Here is a 21568-nt window from a genome sequence, read left to right as displayed (position 1 = left end):
ACCATGACACGAATCGCCATCGGCGGCTTCCAGCACGAGAGCCATTCCTTCGCGCCCCTGCCCACGGGCTGGCCGGAGTTCATCAAGCCCGGCGGCTTCCCGCCCCTGCAGAAGCCCGCGACCATGGTCGAGACCATGCGGCCGACCTCCTGCCCCGCCGCCGGCGCGATCGCGGTGGCGGAGCAGGAAGGGGTGGAGATCGCCCCGCTCACCTGGGCCTTCGCGAATCCCGCCGGCCCCGTGACGGCGGAAGCCTTCGAGCGCATCACCGCGCTGCTCGTCGCCGCGCTGTCGGATTCGCTCGAGACGGGGCCGCTGGACGGCGTCTATCTCGACCTGCACGGCGCCATGGTCGCGGTTGGGTTCAATGACGCGGAGGGCGAGGTGTTGCGCCGGGTGCGCGCGGTGGTGGGGCCGGATATGCCGATCGCCACCAGCCTCGATCCGCACGCCAATAAGACGGCGGCGATGGTCATGCATTCGGACGTTCTGGTGCCCTACCGCACCTATCCGCATGTGGACATGAAGCCGGCGGGCGCGCAGGCGATGCGGCTGCTGCTACGCATGGTCCGCGAAGGGCGCCGCCCGATGAAGGCGTTCCGCGAGCTCGATTTCTGGACCCCTCTGCCCGGCCAGTGCACCATGGTCGCGCCGATGGCCGACGTCATGGTGGAGCGCGCGCGGCTGTCCCAGGCCGACGGCGTGTGGGAACTCGGCTTCTGCTTCGGCTTTCCCTATGCCGATTTCCCGGGCTGCGGCATGGCGATCGCATCCTATGCCGACACGCCGGAGCAGGCGGCGGCGGCGGCGGATGGCCTCGTCGCCTTCATCGCGGCGAAGGAACCGGAATTCGCGCTCGGCGTGGTGACTGCGGCCGAAGGTGTGACGCGCGCGATGGCCGCGCGCGGCGCGCGTGGCCCCGTGGTGCTCGCCGACACGCAGGACAATCCCGGCGGCGGCGGCCACGGCGACACCACCGGGTTGCTCGCGGAGCTCATCCGCCAGGACGCGCAGGGCGCGGTCCTGGCGCCGATGAACGACGCCGAGGCCGCCGCCGCCTGCCATGCGGCGGGGGAGGGCGCGACGGTCACGCTCGACCTCGGCGGCAAGAGCGACGGCGCGCCGGTGCGCGTCACCGCGCTGGTCGAGCGGCTCTCGGACGGGCGCTTCACCCTGACCGGTCCGATGGGGAAGGGGAATCCGGCGGATCTCGGGCCTTCGGCGCTGATCCGGGTGGCGCCGGGCGTCCGAGTCGTGGTCGTCAGCCGGAAGATGCAGGCGCATGACCAGGCGCTGTTCCGGTTCATCGGCGTGGAGCCGGCGGAACAGAAGATCGTCGCGGTGAAGTCCTCGGTGCATTTCCGCGCCGATTTCCAGCCGATCGCGTCCGAGGTGATCGTGGTGACGGCGCCGGGGCCGGTGGTGGCCGATCCGGCGGTGCTGCCCTTTACGAATCTGCGGCCCGGGCTGCGTCTGCGGCCGGGGGACAATCGGCGCACTGGGTGAGTCTGATCGAGGCGCTTCCGCACGGCCTGGCGCCGCTGGCCCCGCCATGCCGCGGCCAACGGCGGCCGGATTCAGGCGATGCGGCTGGCAGCGAGAGAGATTTGCCGGCCCGCTGCGCTTGCGGCTATTGACCGACCGGCGCGCTGGCATTAACCCGCGCTCCACGGCCGGTCCCCTTCGTCTAGAGGCCTAGGACACCGCCCTTTCACGGCGGCGACACGGGTTCGAATCCCGTAGGGGACGCCAGCGGATGAGGTTTTCCGCGGCTTCCACGGCGCCGAGCCGACCAAATCCCACAATCGACCCCACAATGGTGCAGATCGTCGGCGGCCAAGCGGGCTGCCGGTCGCCTTGGGCGGATTCTACGTCTGGATCACGCGGCGTCCGCGCGTGCGGGGGAGTTTATCGCCCCGCCGGCCGATGATCTCCCCTTGCTCGGCCTCCCACCAACGCGCGCGGAAGGCGTCCTTCGCCTCGTCCCAGGTGCCAGCGCCGGCAACCAGCAGCCGCACGAGCCGGAGCGATAGCCGCCCGGTTGGCGGACGCAAAGCCATCCCAGCAAGCCAGACGCTTAGACCGGCGCCTTCTAGGGCCCGCACGGCGGCCGGCATCGAAAGGCCGCCCTGCGCGTGTGATCGCCGCTATCCGGTGATCCCCAAAGGCAGCCTCGCGAGGCCCATCGGGAGGGGCGTGGCGCGAGGCCGGGGCGACGGCCAGCGGCGTTCGTGACGTCGCATGATGCCAAAGGAGGCGGCGATGACCTCGAAGGGACTCACGCGCCCTCCGCGCGAGCCGGTGCCACATCGGAGGCCGTGAGATCCTGTGGTCGACGGTCGGTTTCACCACGTATCCCCTTGTCCGCCCCGTCGAAGGGCGCCAGCTGCTGCCGCGATGTGGGCGCGCTCGGCGGCAACGCGGGGCAGCGCCAGCCGAGGCCCGCGCAATCGCCGGGTCGGTCAAGGCTGGGGCGGGACGTGCCGGGCCCTCCCGGCGGCCTGGCGGGCGCCCCCCCCGGCTTCCAACGACGGGCCACGGGGCGTCATGGATGCGCAGCCCCCAGAACATTCGCGCACAGGCGTCGGCGTTCCGCGGTCCAGTCGGTCGAGGAACCCGGCCATGTCCGCCGACGACTGCGAGGCGAGGATCGTGATCCCCTACCCGACGGCCTACGAGACCTTCGAAGAGGTCGCCGCGGATCTCCGGCGCTTCACCCATGAGGTCTACAATTACAAATGGCTGCATTCGGCTCTCGGTCACCCGAGCCCGGTGCAGTTCGAGGAGGAAGTACGCCGGGATTCGAACCGTCGCCGCTCCGGCCATCATGTTGGCGGTGTGAAGCAGCCCCCTAATCCATGCGTCGCACCGGGCATCGGGCTCCATTTCATCGCCGGTCGCTATCCGGATCAGGCGAATTCGTGCGAGCATCCGTTAGCGTATCGAAGTCGGCGCTCTGCGCCGCGTCTGTGCGCCGCGCCGTATGCGGCTTGACCGGGATGGCCTGAACCCGCAAGGCCGAGAGGGGACACTCGCCATGATGCATGGCCCGGAGGCGGCGGACGCCGAGGGCGCCGTCCGGCGATTCTATGAACCCGACGACTTCTCGGCCGCGCTGGTCGGCGGCTCCTTTGAGTTCATGCCGATGCTGGGGCATCGCTTCGGCGCCACGCTCCGCCTGCTGCGCCTTGGCGAACTGGTCGTGCAGATCGGCGAGAACCGCTCCCACGTCTGCCGAGGCGCTATGGGCGGCGGGATGGCCGCGCTGATCCTGCCGCTGCACTACGGGCAGGAAAATGCCCGGATGAACGGGACCGAAATTGTCGGCTCGGAGGCGTTCCTTGCGCCTCATGGGGCGGAGTTCTTCGGCCAGTGCCCTGGGCCGAACACCTGGGCCGCGCTTGCCGTGCCGGAATCCCAGCTCGAGGCCTGGGCCGAACTGGCGCCGCCGCCAGTACGCGTGCGTGGGGAAGCGAGCGTCCTGGCGCTGCCTTCCGGTCCGGCTGCGCAGCTTGCGCGTGTCATGGCGACCGCGGCGCGGATGGCGGCCGATTTGCCGGACGTGCTGGCGGCCCCAGGCTGCGCGGAGGGTCTGGCCCTGTCACTCGGTGAAATGGTTGCCGACGCGCTCACGTCCGGTGTCTTGGTCTTGCCAAGGCCCCGTGCTGCGCGCGAGGCGCAGCGGATCGTCGCCGCCGCCGACGACTTCCTGCGCAGCGCGCTCCCCCGCCCCGTGTATCGCGAGCAATTGTGCGCCGCGCTCGCTGTTTCCTTGCGGAAGCTGCACGACGCCTTCGTCGCCACCACCGGGATGAGCCCGCAGAGCTACCTCAAGGTGCGGCGGCTGATGCTGGCGCGTCGGGCTCTACGGGCGGCGGGCGACAGGCCGACCCAGGTGAAGGCCGTCGCGCTGTCGCATGGCTTTTGGCACTTCGGTCACTTCGCGCGCGACTACCGCGCACTGTTCGGCGAACTGCCATCGCAGACCGTTGCAGTCGGGGCGGGCGCCTGACCGTCGGCCGGCACGAAGTTGCCCAAATAGGATAGCGCCGGCCACGTTCGCCTGGAATCCGGAAGGGGTATGGTGGCACTCTGAAACCTGAGCGGGCGCAGACCCGCAAGCCGGTACTTTGGGGAGGCACGCATGGCATCCTGGTACGGGCTGAGCCGGAGGCTGCTGTTGGCCGCAGCCGCACTGGCCGTCACGGCGATTGGCGCGGCGGCGCAGCAGATCCGAGGCGCACCCGGCGCGCCGGACGCGCTGATGACCCCGAACCCGTTCAGCCTGCCGGCGCCGACGCCGCCCTTCACTGGCGTAATCATGCCGAATGCTGGCGACAGCCAGACCGCTTGGCCGCCGCAGGTGATGCCGCCCGAGGGCGCGCCTAACGTGCTAGTGATCCTGACCGACGATGTCGGCTTCTCCGCCCCGTCCACGTTCGGCGGCGTGATCCCCACGCCCGCACTCGACCGCGTGGCGGCGGCCGGGCTGCGCTACACGCAGTTCCACACCACGGCGCTGTGCTCGCCGACCCGCGCCGCGCTGCTGACCGGGCGCAACCACCATGCGGTCGGCTTCGGCAATGTCTCCGAACTGGCCACTGGCTACCCGGGCTACAATTCCATCATCCCGCCCGAGACGGCGCATGTCGCGGCGACGCTGCGTCAGACAGGCTACGCCACGTCCTGGTTCGGCAAGAACCACAACGTGCCGACCTGGGCAGCGACCCCTGCGGGCCCCTTCACGCAATGGCCGACCGGCCAGGGCTATGACTATTTCTATGGCTTCGTCGGCGGCGACACGAGCCAGTGGCAGCCAGGCAACCTGTATCGCAACACCACGCCGATCCACCCCAATGTCAGCGCCGGGCCGGGCTGGAACCTGACCACCGCGATGGCGGACGACGCCATCGACCACATCCGGCTCATCACCTCGGTCGAGCCGAACCGGCCGTGGTTCATCCACTACGCGCCGGGCGGGACGCATGCGCCGCACCACCCGACCCGCGAATGGGCGGAACGCTTCCGCGGCCAGTTCGATGGCGGCTGGGAAGTGATGCAGCGGCGCATCTTCGAGAACCAGCAGCGCCTCGGCGTTCTTCCGGCCAATGCGCGGATGGCACCGCTGCCCGACTTCATTCCGCGCTGGGATAGCCTGACCGACAACCAGCGTCGGCTGTTCGCCCGGCAGATGGAGATCTACGCCGCCTACCTCGCCTACACCGACCACGAGATCGGGCGCGTGATCCAGGCGGTGGAGGATTCCGGGCAACTGGACAACACGCTGATCATCTACATCAGCGGCGACAACGGCAGCAGTGCGGAAGGCGGGCTCGAAGGCACCATGAATGAGGTCGCCTGGTTCAACGGCGTGGTGTTCACGGCCGAGCAGATGATGCCGTTCATCGACGCCTGGGGCACCGACCGTACCTACAACCACATGGCGGCCGGCTGGACCTTCGCGCTGGGCACGCCCTATCGCTGGACCAAACAGATCGCCTCCCATTTCGGCGGCACGCGCAACGGCATGGCGGTGTCCTGGCCACGCCGCATCACCGACCGTGGCGGCATCCGCAATCAGTTCCACCACGTAATCGACGTGGTGCCGACCATCCTGGAGGTGGCCGGCATTGCAGCGCCCACCATGGTCAACGGCGTTGCGCAACGTCCGATCGAGGGCGTGAGCATGGCCTACACCTTCGACGCGGCCAGCCGCGACGCGCCATCGCGCCGGCGGACCCAGTATTTCGAGATCCTGGGCAACCGGGCCATCTACCATGAGGGTTGGATGGCCAGCACGACACCGGTCGCCCCGCCCTGGGACACGCAGTCACCGAAGCCCGCTGACGTGCTGAATGGCTACGCCTGGGAACTCTACAACCTGGCCGATGATCCGACGCAGGTGAACGACCTGGCGGCGCGTGAGCCTGCACGGCTGCGCATGATGCAGGAAGTCTTCCTGATGGAGGCGACACGCTACCAGGTGCTGCCGCTCGACAATTCTTCGCTGACGCGGCTGATCGCCGCCCGGCCGGGCCCCGCGGCGGGTCGGCGGCAATTCACCTATACCGGCCCGGTCTCCGCCATCCAGGGCAACGCGGCGCCTAGCTTGCTCAACCGGTCGTACCGCATCACCACGGAGATCGAGGTGCCGCAGGGGGGCGCGAACGGCGTACTGGTCACGCAGGGCGGCCGGTTCTCCGGCTACGCCCTCTATCTCCAGCAGGGCCGGCCGGTCTTCACCTGGAACTTCCTGAACGTGCAGCGCCACCGCTGGGAAGGGCCGGCCGCGCTGCCTCCGGGCCGCCACACGCTGGTCTTCGACTGGCAGATGCAGCCGCAGGGCCTTCCCTTCGGCCGTGGCGGCACCGGCACGCTGACGGTCAACGGCACCCAGGTGGCGCAGCAGGCGCTGCCGAACACGCTGCCCTTCACCGTCGCCTGGGACGAGACCTTCGACGTCGGCCTCGATACCGGCACCGGGGTGGACGACCGCGACTACGCCTCGCCCAATCCCTTCACCGGGCGGATCGTGCGGCTGACCATCGACCTGGGCGACAGCACGATCACGCCGGCGGCCCTGCGCCTGCTGGAGGAAGAGATGGCGCGGCGCCAGCGTGCAGCCGCACCGGCCACGCCGGCCACGCCGGCGCCGCAACGACGGAACTGATCCTGACGGCCCCGGGCAGCCTTGTTGCCCGAGGATCCTCACATGACTGACTCGAAGCTGGTGGGCCGGTCGTGCGGCACCCGGCCAGGCAGCAAAGGGAGGTACGGTAGCATGACGACACGGCGTGATCTGGCCATGGCCGCGGCCGCGACGACGGTCCTTGCAACCGCCTCCGGTCCCGCCAGGGCGCAGACGGTGCAGGCCCAGCCAGCAGGGGAAGCCTCCGGCCACGCCGACTTCCTCTTCGTCCAGACCGCCCGGCGCATGAGCTTCGACCGCATGACCAGTCGGCTGACCTTGCACGATGTCAGCCCGGTCACGTTGTTCTTCTCCGACCGCCCGGACCGTATCGCCGGCAATATGCGTACCGCGGCCTTCGTGCCGTTCTGGAGCCAAGGACGAGAAAGCTTCCTGTCCGATCCACCGAACGCGGATCTGTCGATCGTCGAGGGCGGCGAACTTCGGCAGGTCGTCGTAGTGCTGCGCAATCCGGTGCTGGATGCCGGTAGCCTGGCCTACACCGTTCAGGTCCTGGCCGGCACGATGCCCGACGCCGGCGACGAGGTTTCGGTCTTCATCGATATCATCGGCATGCCGCGCACGCCCCTATCCTTCGCCGGCGCTGCGCGCCGCGGCTATCGCCGCGCGTGGATGCGCTAGGGTGCGGAAGCAACAGGTCGTAGGAAGACGCGCCATGACACACCATTCCGCGCGGAACCTTGCCGCGGCGGCAGCGCTGATCGCCATCGGCGCCACCTCCAGCGCCGCGGCGCAGGAGACTGGCGTGCGCACGGGCTGGAGCTTCGAGGTCGCGCCCTATGCCTGGCTGCCTTCGGTCAACGCGAACCTGCGCTACGCGCTTCCGCCGGGCCTCGGCGGGTCCGCGGACGTCAAGGCTGACGCCGACGACTATCTCGCCGAGTTGAACTTCGCCGCAGCCTTCGCCGCCACAGCCCGCTACGACCGATTCTCGCTGCTGACGGACGTCATGTACGTCAGCGCCGATGCCGGTGGCAGCCGCGTCGAGGCCGCCGACATCCTGGGCGTCGGGCGCAACCCGATCTCGAGCACGGTCAACGTCTCCGGCAACACGAACCTCAAGACGACGCTCTGGACGCTTGCGGGCGGCTACACGGTGGCGGCGGGCAGCTGGGGCAATGTCGACGTGCTGGCCGGCTTCCGCTACCTCGGGATCGAGGCCACGTCCGACTACAACCTCGCGGTCACGCTGGTCGGGCCACGCGGCAATGCCGGGCCGACCTTCGGGGGCGCCGGGCGGCTGTCGGGGCGCGACGACATCTGGAATGGCATCGTCGGCGTACGCGGGCGCATCAACATCGGGCAGTCGGGCTTCTTCGTCCCCTACTACCTCGACCTCGGCGCGGGCGATTCGAACTTCACCTGGCAGACCTTCGCGGGCATCGGCTTCCAGAACGGATGGGCGGGCGTGCAACTCGGCTGGCGCTACATGTCCTACGACCAGGGCAGCAGTTCGCTGGTGCAGGACCTGACCATGAGCGGCGCTTATATCGCGGTGAATTTCAGTTTCTAGGGTGACGGCGGCGGCCTGAGTTCCAGAAGGCTCGGAGCGAGCGATGCCTACGGGCAAACGAAGCTAGGCGGTCATGCGCGCGAAACGGGTGATCGCTGCGGCGGCCGCGATCGAGGTGCTGACCGCCTGCCTGCTGGTCGTCGCCCCCGCCGTCTTCGCTCGCCTGCTGCTCGGGGCGGAGTTGTCCGGGGCAGGGGCGGCGCTCGGTCGGCTCGCCGGCATATCGCTGCTTGCGCTCGCGCTGGCCTGCTGGCCGCGCGGCACTTTGCCACGGCAGGCCGCGCAGCCCGTCCTCGCCCTGCTCATCTTCAGCGTCCTTTGTTCCCTGTTCCTTGCGTATTTGGGGATCGGAGGTGAGAACGCTGGCGTGCTCCTTTGGCCGGCGGTGGCGACGCACGCGGCGATGGCCGGCCTGCTCATCTGGTCGTCGCTCGCCGAACGTCACCGCTAGGCAGCATTCTGATCGAGATGCCGGCGTGCAACTCGGCCTCCGCTGCATGTCCTACGACCAGGGCGGCCGTTCGCTGGTACGGGACCTGGCCATGAGCGGCCTGCATCCCGCGGTGAATTTCCGCTTCCGGGACGACAACGCCGGCCGCACCCGAGCATGCTGGCCGCGACGCGTGGCGGCATGGTCTGATGTCCCGATGATGCAGGCAGGGACAGCACCGCGTGGCGCCTGACCGAAGCCCATGCCCGGCAGCATGGCGTCGCGGGATGCTCGCGGGCCTGTGCCTCGCCATCACCCTGCCATTCCTGCTGGCCGCCCTGCTGACCGGCGGCGCGCCGGTTGCGGCAACCGAGCGGGCGCGCGCCGGCTTCGTCGGTTCCGCCACCTGCGCCGGCTGCCACGCCGCCGAGACCGCGGCCTGGCGGGAGAGCGACCACGCTCGCGCCATGGCCGCCGCGACGCCGGCGACCGTGCTCGGCGACTTCTCCGGCGTGACCGTGGCCGATGGCCGCCACACCGCCACCTTCCTGCGGGATGGCGATCGCTTCGTCATCCGCACCGACGGTCCTGGCGGCACGGTCGCGGATTTCGCGGTCAGCGAGACCTTCGGCGCCGACCCCTTGCAGCAATACCTGGTGCTGTTCTCCGATGGCCGCCGACAGGCGCTGCCCTGGGCCTGGGACAGCCGCCCGCAGGCTGAAGGCGGCCAGCGCTGGTATCACCTGATGGCGCAGGAGCCACTGCGCGCCGGCGACCCACTGCACTGGACCGGGCGCGACCAGACCTGGAACTTCATGTGCGCATCGTGCCATTCGACCGGGCTGCAGCGCGGCTACGACATGGCGCGCGACCGCTACGACACGAGCTGGACCGAGATCAGCGTCGGCTGCGAATCCTGCCATGGGCCAGGTGCCGCGCATGTGGCGTGGGCGCAGTCAGGGACGCGCGCCGATGTCGCGCATCGTGGCCTGTCGGTGATGCTGCGCGATGCCTCCGGCGGCGCCTGGCGCTTCGTGGCGGACGACCCGCGCGGCATCGCCCGTTGGGACGGCCCGCCGCGCCAAGCCACCGCCACGCAGGTCGAGACGTGCGCCCCCTGTCACGCCCGCGCCCGACCGATCGTGACCGATCCGTTGCCCGGCGCACGCTTCCTCGACACCCATGCGCCGATGCTGCTGGCCCCCGGCGGCTACCACGCGGATGGCCAGATCCAGGGCGAGGTCTTCGAATGGGGATCCTTCGCGCAGAGCCGCATGCAGCGGGCCGGCGTGGTCTGCGCCGATTGCCATGACCCACACAGCGGCCGCCTGCGCGCCGAAGGCAACGCCGTCTGCGCGCAGTGCCACCTGCCGGCGCGCTTCGAAGTGGCGGCGCACCATCGGCACGCGCCGGGCAGTGCCGGGGCGCAATGCGTGTCCTGCCACATGCCCGCCGTCACCTACATGGGCGTGGATCGCCGGCGCGACCATGCGTTCAGCATTCCGCGGCCCGAGGTCTCGGCGGCGATCGACGCGCCAGACACCTGCACATCGTGCCACGCAGGCCAGACGCAGGCCTGGGCGGCGGCGCAGCTTGCATCCTGGCACGGCCCGCCGCGCGGCGGGCTGCATCCGGCACTCGCGATCCATGCAGGGCGCACGGGCGCGAGCGGCGCCGACCAGGCGCTGTCGCGGCTGGCGCTCGACCGTGCTCAGCCGGCCATCCTGCGCGCCACGGCGCTGTCGCTGCTGCCCAGCCCTCCGACCCGCGCGGTGGGCGAGGCGGTGGGCGGCACGCTGCTCGACCCGGAGCCGCTGGTGCGCGCCGCGTCACTGCGTGCGCTGGAAGGCCTGCCGCCGCAGAACCGCTTGCACGCCGCACGGTTGCTTGCCGACGAGGTGCGGCTGGTGCGCATCGAAGCCGCGCGCGCGCTTGCGTCGGTGCCGGTGAATGCTCTCCCGGAAGCCGCGCGCCCTGCCTTCGCGCGGGCCTGGGATGAACTGTTGGCAAGCGAGCGTGTGGCGGCAGAGCGGCCGGAGGCGCATGTGAACATCGCCGCGCTGCTGGCCCGGCGTGGCGACCAGGCTGGCGCCGAAGCGGCCTATCGCGCGGCGCTGGCGCGCGATGCTGCCTTCCTGCCCGCGCTCGTGAACCAGGCCGCCTTCGAGGAAGCCCGCGGCCGGCCCGAGGCAGCGGAGGCGCTGCTGCGTCGCGCCGTGGCCGCGCATCCGATCGCGGCCGAGCCGCTCTACGCGCTCGCACTGCTGCAGGTCCGGCGCGGGCGGATCGGCGACGCGACCAACACGCTGGCCGCCACGGCGGCTTTGGCGCCGGACCAGCCGCGCTACGCCTATGCGCTCGCGCTCGCGCTCCATCGCCAGGGCCGCGTGGATGAGGCGCTGGCCGTGCTCGCACGCCATCCGCGGCATCGCGAGAGCGTGATTGCGGCCGCCACCTTCGAGCGCGATCGCGGCCGGCTGGCGGAGGCGGAGCGGCATGCGAGGGCCGCCCTTGCGATGGATCCCCATGACCGCGAAGCCGCCGCGCTCCTCGCCGAGATCGCAAGGCGCGTACCCCGCTGAGGTGTCGTAGCAGCGGCACGGTGGCGACCGCGTCCGAGCCAGCACCAGCGCCGAACGGTATGATCTACGAGCCGAGCCATTCTGCGGCAGCGGCACGATCATCACCCCCGAGAGCACCAGCCGGATCTGCCGTGCCGCGGACGTCGACGCACAATGTCGACGTCAAGGTCCAGCGATGGGAGCGAATAACCGGCAATGCGGCGGTGCCGGCGGGCGAGGAGCGCGCCTTCAACGACATCCCCACAGCCCGCCATTCGTAGAATCCGGTCGAACGCGTTTGTCCGGCGTCAATGATGAGCCCGCCCGCGACGAAGGCGTTGGCCAAGGCCTCAGTGCGCGGCAAGGCTCCGCCGCAACCGCGTGATGGCGCCGGGCAGGCCCCGGATCTTCAGCACCCGGCCGGTCTCGTCGTACTCCTCGGACAGCACCCGCGCGCTGTCATAGACTTCGCCGATCAGCCCTTGTTTCGCATAGGGCAGCAGCAGCACATCCTCCACCATCGCCGCCTCGAAGAATGCGATGATGGTATCCCGCAGCGCGCTCACATCCTCGGGCGCGTGGGCGGAGAGCATGATCGCGTCCGGGTGCTTCTCGGCCAGCGCGGCGCGCCCGGCGGCGTCCACTCGGTCCATCTTGTTCAGGACCAGGCGCGACGGCACCGCATCCGCCCCGATTTCCCGCAGCACGCTGCGGCTCACATCGAGTTGCGCCTCGTAGGTTGGGTCCGACGCATCGACCACGAACAGCAGCAGCGAGGCTTCCAGCGCCTCCGCCAGGGTGGAGCGAAAGGAGGCGACGAGGTCGTGCGGCAATTGCTTGATGAAGCCGACCGTGTCGGAGACGAGCACGCGGGGCCGGGTCTCCGGCTGCAGGATGCGGACGGTGGTGTCGAGGGTGGCGAACAGCTTGTCCTCCACCAGCACCTGGCTGCCGGTCAGCGCCCGCATCAGGGATGACTTGCCGGCATTGGTGTAGCCGACCAGCGCCACCCGCAGCTGGTCCCGCCGGCCAGTGCGACGGTTGTCGCTGTCGCGCTGCACCGCCTCCAGCTGCTCCTTCAGTTCCGAGATCCGGTCACGGATCTTGCGGCGGTCGAGGTCGAGGGTGGTCTCACCCGCACCCGGCCCCTGCTGCCGCCCGCCGCCGCCGGAGGATTCGCGCAGGCGGGGTGCGACGTATTTCAGCCGCGCCATCTCCACCTGCAGCTTCGCCTCGCGTGTGTTGGCGTGGCGATGGAATATCTCGACGATGACGCCGGTGCGGTCGAGCACCTCGGCGCCGGTCGCACGTTCCAGGTTGCGAATCTGGCTGGGCGAGAGCTCGTGGTCCACGATCACGAAGTCGGGCTTGCGGCCGGCATCCGCGTCCGGCTCCGCCCTCGGCGCCGTTTCGGCGGCCCCGTCGAAGCGCTGCCGTGCCTTGGATCTCGGCGGCGGCGCCATCGAGCCGACCACGCCGGTGCCGCCCGTGAGCGCCGCGAGTTCCGCCAGCTTGCCGCTGCCCAGCAACGACCCGGCGCCGGTGCCGTCGCGCCGCTGCGACACCGTGCCGATCACCTGGTAGCCGAGCGTCTTCACCAGGCGCCCCAGTTCCTCGAGGCTCGCCTGGTGCGCGATGTCATCGACCTCCGGGGTTTGAATACCAACAAGGACGGCGAGCGGAATGGGGGGCTTGGTCTCCATGGCGGTGCAGTAGCATGGATTCCGCCGAAGCCGTCGTCGGCCGTCGGCATGCCCGCTTCTCCGGCTTAGTCCGCCCGCCGCGGGAAGTGCTGGCCTATCTGCGCGACGCCGCCCGACTGCGGGCGCCGCGCCATCTCGGGCACAATCGAGCCGGGGGCGCGATGGTCGTCGCCCTGCTCGCGATGCTGGCCGGCCTCGTCGCGACCGGCATCATGATGAGGACGGACGCCTTCTGGGGCGCGCAATGGGCGGCGGACCTGCATGAGGGCTTCGCCAACGCGATGGTGATCCTCATCGGCCTCCATGTGGCGGGCGTCCTCTTCGCCAGCTTCGAGCACGGCGAGAACCTGGTCCGGGCGATGATCACCGGCCGCAAGCGGGCGCGCTGGTGATGCGCCGTCTCGCCCGCCCGGCCTCATGCCGAACCACCGCGATCACGAAATGACAAGACTCAGCGCCGCAACCGCCCGCCGTGATGCTGATGATGCGCGTGGCTTGCGCGCCGCCGTGGCGTGCGGGTCTGGAGACCGAGCGCAGTGCCACGCAGGTCGCGCCACTTGCGGATGTGCATGGGGGCGCCGCGATCGCCGATCGATCGCAGGAGTAACAGGCGCGAGGGAACCAGGGGATCATCGGTCAGGCTGCAAGGGCCTGGATATCCGGGTCTCCCTGTACTCCCCTTCACGGCGAAGCTTCGCTGCCGGCTCCCTTTCCTGCGCCATTCCCTGCTCACACCCGGCGCGTGGCGCATCAGGGAGCGCGGATCTCGGATATGATCGAGCCCGAACTGATCGAACGGGGCAGGGATGCTCCCTCCAGGCGCATCCGGATCCGTGCCGTCGCGCACCGTCTCGCAGAAAATTGAGACACTCCGCGGAAAGGGCAACCTTTCCCCCTGGTGTCGAGCGGCTTGCCCGCCTCGACGACACGAACGTGGCCTGACGCCTGCCCTTCAGGTCGTAGGTGAGTTTGGATCCGAGGGGCGCCGTCAAGAAATGCGATACAAGAAATTGTTACTTAGACTCAAGAAATCGCGATCAGCCTTTATGATGAATCAGTCATGCACGCCAAAGTAGTGCCATATTAAGGAAACACATTCTGTGGTTGTATGAATCCGAGGGTGTTGATGAAGCCGATGGACAAGACGAGCGCCTTCGCACGCCATGGCCACCGGATTCTGGCGGTGGACCGTGCGCTGGTGCGGCCCCTTGCAAGCGACCTGACCAAACGTGGGATCGCCGTCGCCGTGGCGCCGAGTGAGGAGGCGCTGATCCGCGGCGTGGCGGACGGCCGTTCCGATGCCGTGCTGCTGGCGGCGGACGGCGTCTCGGGGCCGTCGGCCGCGGACACGGTGCGGCGCCTGCGCGACCTGTCCCGGATCCCCTGCGTGGTAGTTGCCTCTCCGGCGGAGGGGATCGACGAGCGGGTGGCCGCGCTCGAGGCAGGCGCCGACGAAGTCCTGCATACGGGAATCCCACCCAGCGAAGCGATCGCGCGCATCCGTGCGGTGCTGCGGCGGCTCGGCGAGCCGGCGACGGATGTCGCGCCCTGGCGCCTCCTGCCCGCCGGCCGGAGGCTCCAGCCACCGGCCGGGGAGGAACTGCGCCTGACGGGGGCGGAATTCGCGCTCCTCGCGATCCTCGCCTCGGCCGGCGGCGACCCGGTGGCGCGCGACGTGCTCTGCGAGCGCATCTTTCGCCGCGCCTGGCGGCTCGAGGACCGGGCCGTGGACAGCCTGGTGCGCCGCCTGCGCAGCAAGTTGCCGTTCGAGGCGATCAATTCCGTCCGCAACATCGGCTACGCCCTGGCCGTTCCGATCGAAATCACGGACGCGTGTGTGTAAACTTGTGCACCGCATCAAAATCGAGTTCGGGGGTCAGTAAACACAACCTATACGGGAGGTGTCTCCGGTCGATACGACCAAACATCTCCATTGAAGGTTGACCATGGCCGATTTCGCGACCCTGCCCGGCGGGCTTCTGTTCGGCACCAACGGGCCCGATTTCATCGACGCGGATGCCGACATTCCGGGCAGCTTCGACAATCTGATCATCACCTTCGGCGGGTCGGACACGATCCATGCCGGCCAGGGCGACGACATCGTCTTTGCCGGTGCCTCGGGCGGTGGGCGCGGCAAGAACCACGACGATGATCGCGGCCGCGGTCGCGATGACGACCACGGCCGCGGCCACGACGACGACCAGGGTCGCGGGCGCGGCCACGATAACGACCAGGGCCGCGGGCGTGGCCACGATAACGACCAGGGCCGCGGGCGCGGCCACGACGACCATCGCGACGGTCCGTCGGGTGGCGATCACCAGCACGGCGCCCCCGGCCTGGGTTCCGGCAAGGACGGCGACTGGGTGTTCGGCGAGGAGGGCAACGACGTTCTCTTCGGCGGCGCCGGCAACGACGTCATGAGCGGCGGCGCGGACAATGACGTCGTCTTCGGCGAGGACGGCAACGACCTGCTCGCCGGCGATGACGGTGCCGACCTGCTGTACGGCGGGAAGGGGAACGACCTCCTCCTCGGCGGGGCGGGCAGCGACACGCTGGTGGGTGGTGCCGGCCACGACACGCTGGCGGGCCAGAGCGGCAGCGACACCTTCTATTTCGAGAGCGGCTTCGGCCGCGACGTGGTGCTCGACTTCCGCCCCGGCGAGGACGTGATCGCCATCCAGGCGAACATCAACGGGACGCGCATCAACAGCGCGGACGACCTCGCCGGCCGCATCTCGAGCAGCGGCACCGGCGCGGTCATCGACCTCGGCCATGGCGACCAGATCAAGCTGGTCGGCATCTCGAGCCAGGACCTGCTCCACAACCTCTCCAGCTACGTCAAGATCGTCTGAGGTCACCCTGAACGGCGATCTCGCCACGCGGACGCTGCCGGCCGGGGCTTCGCGCCCCGGCCGGCCGCACGGCTCCCCGGCGCCGCGCCACTACGCGACGGCGGCCGGCCTCGCGCTGCTGGACCTTCCGCTGCCCGGCGGGGTGGCGTCCGGCGGAACAAGCCTGTCGGTCGAAGGCGTCGACCTGCCGCCACCCAGCGCCTCGGCGCTCCTGGGGGGGGAGGAGTCGCCGCGGCTGATGCATCTTGCCCGGATGCCCGCGGCGGCGCGGCCCGGCGCCGCGGGGGCGGTCGCCTTCGCCGGTGGGGGCACGCTATCCTTTGTCCTGCCCGCGCCACTGCCGGTGCCCGACTTCGTCGCCGGCATCGCGCCGGAGGATCGCCAGCGGCTGCTGCGCTTCCTCGTCGCCACGGGCGCGCCCGCATTGCGCGCGGCGGCCGATCCCGGCCTTGCCGCGTTGTGCGTCGCCCTCGCGGCACCGTCCCGCGTGGCACCCTTGCTGGCCCGGCCCGAGGCCGGGCTGACCCTCTGGCACGTCCCGCCTGCGCCTGCCGGGGCCTGGAGGCTCGTCTCGGCCGCCGGCATCCGTTCGCTGCTCCCGCCAGTGGGCGATGTACTCATCCTTGACGGCAGGCCGCCACGCGGGGCCGTTGTGATACCGCCGGCGCCGCTCGCCGGCCTGCGGCTCGAACCAGGCGCCGCGCAGAAGCCGCTGCGCGTGGTGGTGCGGGAGGCGCTCGCCGGGCGCAGCCCAGCGGCATCGCTCCTGCCCGCATTGGCGGGGCGCGCCGCGGAGGCGCCCCGCCTCCGTGCACTGCTGCAGGAAGCGCAACTTCTTCACCCGGCGCGCGTCACACGCGTCGAGGACCCCGCGGGGCCGCTCGGCGCTGCACTCGAACTCGCGCTCCCGGACCATGGCGGCGGCGTCTTCCTCTGCGGCTGGCTGCGCGACCCGCTGCGCCTGGTCGAAGGCATGGCGATCCGCGCGCCGGGCGTCGAGCGGGACGTGCCCGCCGACCTGCTGCACCGCGTGCCGCGCCCCGACCTGGCGCCGACGTTCGCGCGCGCGCCGCTCGGCGCGGGCGGCGATCGTCCGGGTTTCCTCGCGCATCTGGCGGGCGCCGACCCCGCAGGCATGGCGCAGTGGCGGCTTGCGCTGCGGCTGCGTGGCGGCGGCACGGTGGAGGTGACCGCACCACCCGGCCTGATGCCGGCGGCCGTGGCGCGCGACCTTGTGCTGCGCGCGGTGCATCCCTCGGCAGCGGATGCCGCGCTGCTCGATTCCTGCATCGCCCCGGCAGCGGCGCTGCTGCACGCCGCGGCGCAGCGGGAGGCGGCCGGCACGCCGGAGCACCTGTCCTACGGCTCGCCACCCGCGCGCCCGCGCGCGAGCCTCATCGTGCCGCTCTATCGCAATCTCCGCTTCCTGCGCTTCCAGGTTGCAGCCCTCGCGCGCGACGCGGAAACCTGCGCAACCGACATCATCTACGTGCTCGACAGCCCGGAGCAGCGGCAGGAGGTGGATCACCTCCTGCGCGGCATGTCGGCGATGCTCGGCCTGCCGCTACGGCTGCTGGTGATGCCGCGCAACGGCGGCTACGCGGCGGCCTGCAACGCGGGGGCGGCGGTGGCGCGCGCGCCGGCGCTGCTGTTCCTGAACTCGGACGTGCTGCCGGCCGGGGCAGGCTGGCTCGGCGCGATGCTCGCGCGCCTCGGGCGCGATTCCCGATTGGCAGCGGTGGGACCGCGGCTGCTGTTCGACGATGGCTCGATCCAGCATGCGGGGCTGCTATTCCGTCTTGGCCAGGACGGGACCTGGCTGAACGACCACTACTGCAAGGGCTATCCGCGCCATCACGAGGATGCGCTGCGCGCGCGGCGCGTGCCGGCCGTGACCGGCGCGGCGCTGCTCGCCCGCCGCGCGGCCTTCGAGCGGGCAGGGGGCTTCTGCACCGACTACATCGTCGGCGACTTCGAGGATTCCGACCTCTGCCTTCGCTTCCGCGCGGCGGGCGGGGGGATCGCCTACGAGCCGGCGGCCGAACTCTTCCACTTCGAGCGCCAGTCCATCGCGCTGCATGACGGCCACGCGCGCACGCTGGCCGGCGCCGTGAACCGCCGCCTGCATCATCGTCGCTGGGCCGGCGACATCGCGGCGCTGATGGCGCGCCATCCGGCGGCGTGACGGCGATGCGCGTGCTCTTCCTCACCCACAACCATCCGCGGCTGCAGCCGGGCGGCACCGAGGCCTTCGCCCTCGGCCTGTTCCGCGCGCTGCGGGACGAGATCGGTCTCGAAGGCCTGTTCCTTGCCGGCACCACGTCGCTGCTGCGCGAACGGCGCCCCGGCACGCTGCTGCAGGCGGCGGGGGCGGCGAACGACGAGATGCTCGTCTCGCTCGACCATTTCGACCGCTTCCATCTCTCGCAGAGCGATGTCTACGGCCTCGCTTCCCTCGCGCCGATGATCGAGCGCCTGGCGCCGGACGTCATCCACCTCCACCACCCGCTGCTCTGGGGCGTGGAGGGCATCGACATGATGCGGCGCGCCGCGCCGCGCGCGGCGATGGTGGCGACGCTGCACGACTACTTCGCGCTCTGCCCGCGCGAAGGCCAGTTGCTCACGGCCGAAGGGCGTCTCTGCCATGGCCCGTCGCCCGATGCCTGCCGGCGCTGCATCCCGGACCGCGACGGCAGCGACTTCACGCTGCGCGACCTCGGCATCCGCAGCGCCTTCGCGGCCTTTGACGCCCTGCTGGCGCCGAGCGACTTCCTGCGCGGGCGGTTCCTCGCCGCCGGCTGGGATGGGGAGCGCATCCGCATCATGCGCAACGCCGTCGCGGCGGCCGAGCCGGCGCCCGCGCGCATCGCGCAGGACGAAAGGCGCGACCGCTTCGCCGTCTTCGGCAATGTCAACCGCTTCAAGGGCACGCTCGTCGCGCTTGGCGCCTCGGCGCGGCTGTCGCGGGATGGCGTCGCGCACCGGCTGGAGATCCACGGCGGCACCGCCTGGACCTCGGAGGAGTTCCGCGCCGAATTCGCCGAGGCGCTCGCCGCGGCGCCCGATGCCGCGCACCGCGGCGCCTACGCGCCGGAGGAGGTCGCCGCGCGCATCGCCGCCGCCGACTGGGTCGTGGTGCCCTCCATCTGGTGGGAGAACGCGCCGCTCGTGGTGCTCGAGGCTTTCCGCCATGGCCGCCCGGTGATCTGCGGCGATGCCGGCGGCATGGCGGAAGCGGTGCGCGCCGGCATCGACGGCCTGCATGCCCCGATCGGCGACCCCGCGGGCCTCGCCGCCGTCATGCGCGAGGCGGCGGAGACACCGGGCCTGTGGGACCGCCTGCGCGCCGGCATCCGCCCGCCGCCCGACTTCGCCGCGGCCGCGGCCGCCCATTTCGACCTCTACCGCGACCTCGTTTCGACCAGAGCCAGGAGGACGTATCGTGCCGTCCGATCCCGCGACCCCATCGCCCCACGCTGACGCACCGCAGGCCCGCCCCGCCGAGTTGCGCGGCCTGGTGGACAACGCCGCCGCCGACAAGCTCTGCGGCTGGGCCTGGAACACCGCCGCCCCGGAGGAACGGGTCGCGATCGAGCTGCGTCTCGGCAGCGAGAGCGTCAGCCGCACCGTCGCGGATTTCGCCCGCGCGGACCTGGCCAAGGCCGGCATCGGGGACGGTTCCCATGCCTTCGAGATCCCCCTCAGGCCTGAATGGGTGGAACGGCGCGCGGACCTGTCCGTCGTCGCCCGCGCCGCCGACGGCACCGAGGTGGCGCTGCCCATCCGCGTGCCGCGTCCCGCCGGCGAGCGCGCGGAATCGGGGCTGCAACGCGCGATCGAGTCCCTGGCCGCGGGCCAGCGGCTGCTGCTCGAGGAGATGCGCGCCATTGCCGCCCGTGTCCCCGAGGCCGGCGAGCGGGAGACACTCGATGCGCTGACGCTGGGGCAGCGTGACCTTGGCGAGCGGCTGGAAACGCTGACCCTCTGGCTGACCCGGATGGATGAGCGCCTCGCGACCATCCCGGCCGTTCCGGCGCGTGCCGCGGGGCGCCGCCGGGGGGGCTGGACCGCCGCGCTGGCGCTTCTGCTTGCCGCGATCGGTATCGGGGCCCTCGTGATAGCGCACGGGCTGCGGGCGGGCTGAGGATGGCTTCCGCCGCCATGGCCGGGCTGTCCGCCGAGTTGGCGCGCACTGCGCGCATCTCGGCGCTGCTTGGCTTGGCAGGGGCCTTCGGGCCCTTCGCCCTGGTGATGCTGACGGTACAGTTCTACGCGCTGGTTGTGCCGACCGGCAGCCTGTCCACCGCGGTCGGCCTTGCTGCCGGCTTCGCGCTGGTGGCGGTGGTGGTGGTCGCGCTGACGCTGATCCGCGAACGCCTGCTGCTCGCCGGTGCCGAGCGCCTGGTGCGCCGCCTGGCGGCCCGCGTGCTGCCCGCCGCGACCGCGCGGGCCGCCGTGCCGGCCGTGGCCGCGGACCAGGCGCTGCGCGACATCGATACGGTGCGCCGCGGCGTGGTCGGCCCGCTTTCCGCCATCGCGCTGGATGCGGTGCTGGTGCCGGCGCTGCTGGTGCTGCTCGCCTACTTCCACTGGGCCTTCGTGTTGTTCGCCGCCGCTGCGGCGATGGTGGCGCTGGTGCTCGGCCTCGGCGCCGAGCGCGCCACGCGGGAGGCACTGGTCGAGGCCAACGAGGCCTCCGCGCGCAGTTCGCGCATGGTCGCCGACGCGGCGCGCGCCGCCGAGGCGGTGGAGGCCATGGGGATGCTGCCCGCCCTGGTCGGCCGCTGGGCGCGGCAATTGGCACGTGGCGCCGAGGGGCTGCGGCGGGCGCAGGGCACGGCCCGCATGGCGCAGGCGGCGACCGCCACGCTGTTCGGCGTCGCGCAGGGCGGCGCGGTCGCGGTCGGCGTGCTGGTGATCGTCGAAGGCGGCAGTTCGATCGGCTACGGCATCCTTGCCGGGCTGCTGCTGACGGCCCGGGTGATGGAACCCTTCTCGCGCGTCGGCAGCCAGTTCGAGGACGCGGCGGCGGCGCGTGCGGCCTGGCGCCGGCTCGACCGCCTGCTCGCGGCGGACGAGGCCGCGCCGGTCCCGGCGATGCGCGCCTTTCCCTGCCCCGAGGGGAGGCTCGTGGTGGAGCATGTCACGCTGGTCTTCCCCGGCGCGGCGCGGCCACTCCTGCGCGACGTGAACCTGGTGGTGGGGCCGGGCGACGTGGTGGCGCTCGCCGGCCCGCCCGGCAGCGGCAAGTCCACCCTGCTGCGCGTGCTGCTCGGCCTGCAGGGGAGCAACGCCGGGGAGGTCTTCCTCGACGGCCACGCCACCGCGCAATGGGACCGCACGGATCTTGCCCGGCATGTCGGTTACCTGCCGCAGGACCCGATGCTGGCCGAAGGCACGATCGCCGAGGCGATCGCGCGCCTCGAGGAAACACCCGACGCGGCCGCGGTGATCGCGGCGGCGCGGCTCGCGGGCGCGATGCGGATGGTCGCCGGATTGCCGCAGGGCTTCGCCACGCGCATCGGCGGACGGGCCGGCCTGTCCATGGGGCAGCGGCAGCGCGTCGCGCTCGCGCGCGCCGTCTATGGCCGGCCGCGCCTGGTGCTGCTGGACGAGCCCGCCGCCTTCCTGGATGCGGAGGGCGAGGCGGCGGTCGCCGCCATGATCGCCTCGCTGTCGGCGGCGGGGACGGCGGTGATCTTCACCTCCCACCGGGAGGGGCTGCTGCGTGGCGCCGGACGCGTGCTGGCGCTGCGCGAGGGCGCGCTGCTCGAGGCCGGCGAGGGCCGCCGCCTGCTCG

Annotated in this window: 17 protein-coding genes and 1 tRNA gene; 17 read left to right on the top strand and 1 reads right to left on the bottom strand. The window is 71.2% G+C overall.

The genetic code is table 11. The features are described from left to right. The first annotated feature begins 3 nt into the window (after positions 1-3). The 10 genes from GXW76_RS14700 to GXW76_RS26005 all read left to right on the top strand — a co-directional run bounded on the left by GXW76_RS14700 (position 4) and on the right by GXW76_RS26005 (position 11494). On the top strand, positions 4-1506 hold the full coding sequence (locus GXW76_RS14700; RefSeq protein ID WP_211862840.1) for a M81 family metallopeptidase: 1503 nt from the start codon (positions 4-6) through the stop codon (positions 1504-1506). A 170-nt stretch (positions 1507-1676) separates the two neighbouring features. Beyond that, positions 1677-1752: transfer RNA gene (locus GXW76_RS14695), tRNA-Glu, on the top strand. A gap of 870 nt (positions 1753-2622) precedes the next feature. After that, positions 2623-2994, top strand: a complete 372-nt coding sequence (locus tag GXW76_RS14690; RefSeq protein ID WP_211862839.1) for a hypothetical protein — start codon at positions 2623-2625, stop codon at positions 2992-2994. A gap of 43 nt (positions 2995-3037) precedes the next feature. After that, positions 3038-4012, top strand: coding sequence for an AraC family transcriptional regulator (locus GXW76_RS14685; protein WP_211862838.1), 975 nt, complete (start codon positions 3038-3040; stop codon positions 4010-4012). 132 nt (positions 4013-4144) lie between these two features. Next, entirely contained in the window at positions 4145-6670 is a 2526-nt protein-coding gene (locus GXW76_RS14680; protein ID WP_211862837.1) for an arylsulfatase, read from the top strand. A 42-nt stretch (positions 6671-6712) separates the two neighbouring features. Beyond that, the gene (locus GXW76_RS14675) at positions 6713-7330 is read left to right on the top strand and encodes a hypothetical protein (protein WP_211862836.1); all 618 of its coding nucleotides are present in this window, start codon (positions 6713-6715) and stop codon (positions 7328-7330) included. Positions 7331-7364: 34 nt separating this feature from the next. Then, positions 7365-8222 (top strand): hypothetical protein, encoded by an 858-nt coding sequence (locus GXW76_RS14670; protein ID WP_211862835.1) that lies wholly within the window; start codon positions 7365-7367, stop codon positions 8220-8222. 73 nt (positions 8223-8295) lie between these two features. After that, on the top strand, positions 8296-8673 hold the full coding sequence (locus tag GXW76_RS14665) for a hypothetical protein (protein ID WP_211862834.1): 378 nt from the start codon (positions 8296-8298) through the stop codon (positions 8671-8673). 266 nt (positions 8674-8939) lie between these two features. Then, positions 8940-11234: a cytochrome c3 family protein gene (locus GXW76_RS14660; RefSeq protein ID WP_211862833.1), complete on the top strand. Its 2295-nt coding sequence runs from the start codon at positions 8940-8942 to the stop codon at positions 11232-11234. A 131-nt stretch (positions 11235-11365) separates the two neighbouring features. Next, positions 11366-11494: a hypothetical protein gene (locus tag GXW76_RS26005; RefSeq protein WP_272876075.1), complete on the top strand. Its 129-nt coding sequence runs from the start codon at positions 11366-11368 to the stop codon at positions 11492-11494. A gap of 69 nt (positions 11495-11563) precedes the next feature. On the opposite strand, the gene hflX is transcribed toward GXW76_RS26005, so the two are convergent. Then, entirely contained in the window at positions 11564-12916 is a 1353-nt protein-coding gene (gene hflX, locus GXW76_RS14655) for a GTPase HflX (RefSeq protein WP_211862832.1), read from the bottom strand. A 14-nt stretch (positions 12917-12930) separates the two neighbouring features. Between hflX and GXW76_RS14650 the strand changes: the two genes are divergently transcribed. The 7 genes from GXW76_RS14650 to GXW76_RS14620 form a co-directional block, all read left to right on the top strand. After that, complete coding sequence (locus GXW76_RS14650; RefSeq protein WP_211862831.1) at positions 12931-13308, top strand: cytochrome b/b6 domain-containing protein; 378 nt, start codon at positions 12931-12933, stop codon at positions 13306-13308. 743 nt (positions 13309-14051) lie between these two features. After that, on the top strand, positions 14052-14759 hold the full coding sequence (locus GXW76_RS14645; protein WP_211862830.1) for a response regulator transcription factor: 708 nt from the start codon (positions 14052-14054) through the stop codon (positions 14757-14759). A 103-nt stretch (positions 14760-14862) separates the two neighbouring features. Next, a complete protein-coding gene (locus GXW76_RS14640; RefSeq protein WP_211862829.1) occupies positions 14863-15768 on the top strand; it encodes a calcium-binding protein in 906 nt (301 codons plus the stop codon). Between the two features lie 238 nt (positions 15769-16006). After that, the gene (locus GXW76_RS14635) at positions 16007-17953 is read left to right on the top strand and encodes a glycosyltransferase (RefSeq protein WP_211862828.1); all 1947 of its coding nucleotides are present in this window, start codon (positions 16007-16009) and stop codon (positions 17951-17953) included. Between the two features lie 11 nt (positions 17954-17964). Continuing rightward, positions 17965-19248 (top strand): glycosyltransferase, encoded by a 1284-nt coding sequence (locus tag GXW76_RS14630; RefSeq protein WP_211862827.1) that lies wholly within the window; start codon positions 17965-17967, stop codon positions 19246-19248. After that, entirely contained in the window at positions 19211-19912 is a 702-nt protein-coding gene (locus GXW76_RS14625; RefSeq protein WP_211862826.1) for a hypothetical protein, read from the top strand. Before GXW76_RS14630 ends, GXW76_RS14625 begins: the two co-directional genes overlap by 38 nt. A 17-nt stretch (positions 19913-19929) precedes the next feature. Beyond that, positions 19930-21568, top strand: a 1639-nt coding sequence (locus GXW76_RS14620; RefSeq protein WP_211862825.1) for an ATP-binding cassette domain-containing protein, incomplete at its 3' end; no start/stop codon positions are given.

The organism is Neoroseomonas soli, from assembly GCF_018129065.1.
Lineage (GTDB): Bacteria > Pseudomonadota > Alphaproteobacteria > Acetobacterales > Acetobacteraceae > Neoroseomonas > Neoroseomonas soli.
Note: the sequence above shows the minus strand (reverse complement) of the source record. Positions and strands in the feature narration are given on the sequence as shown.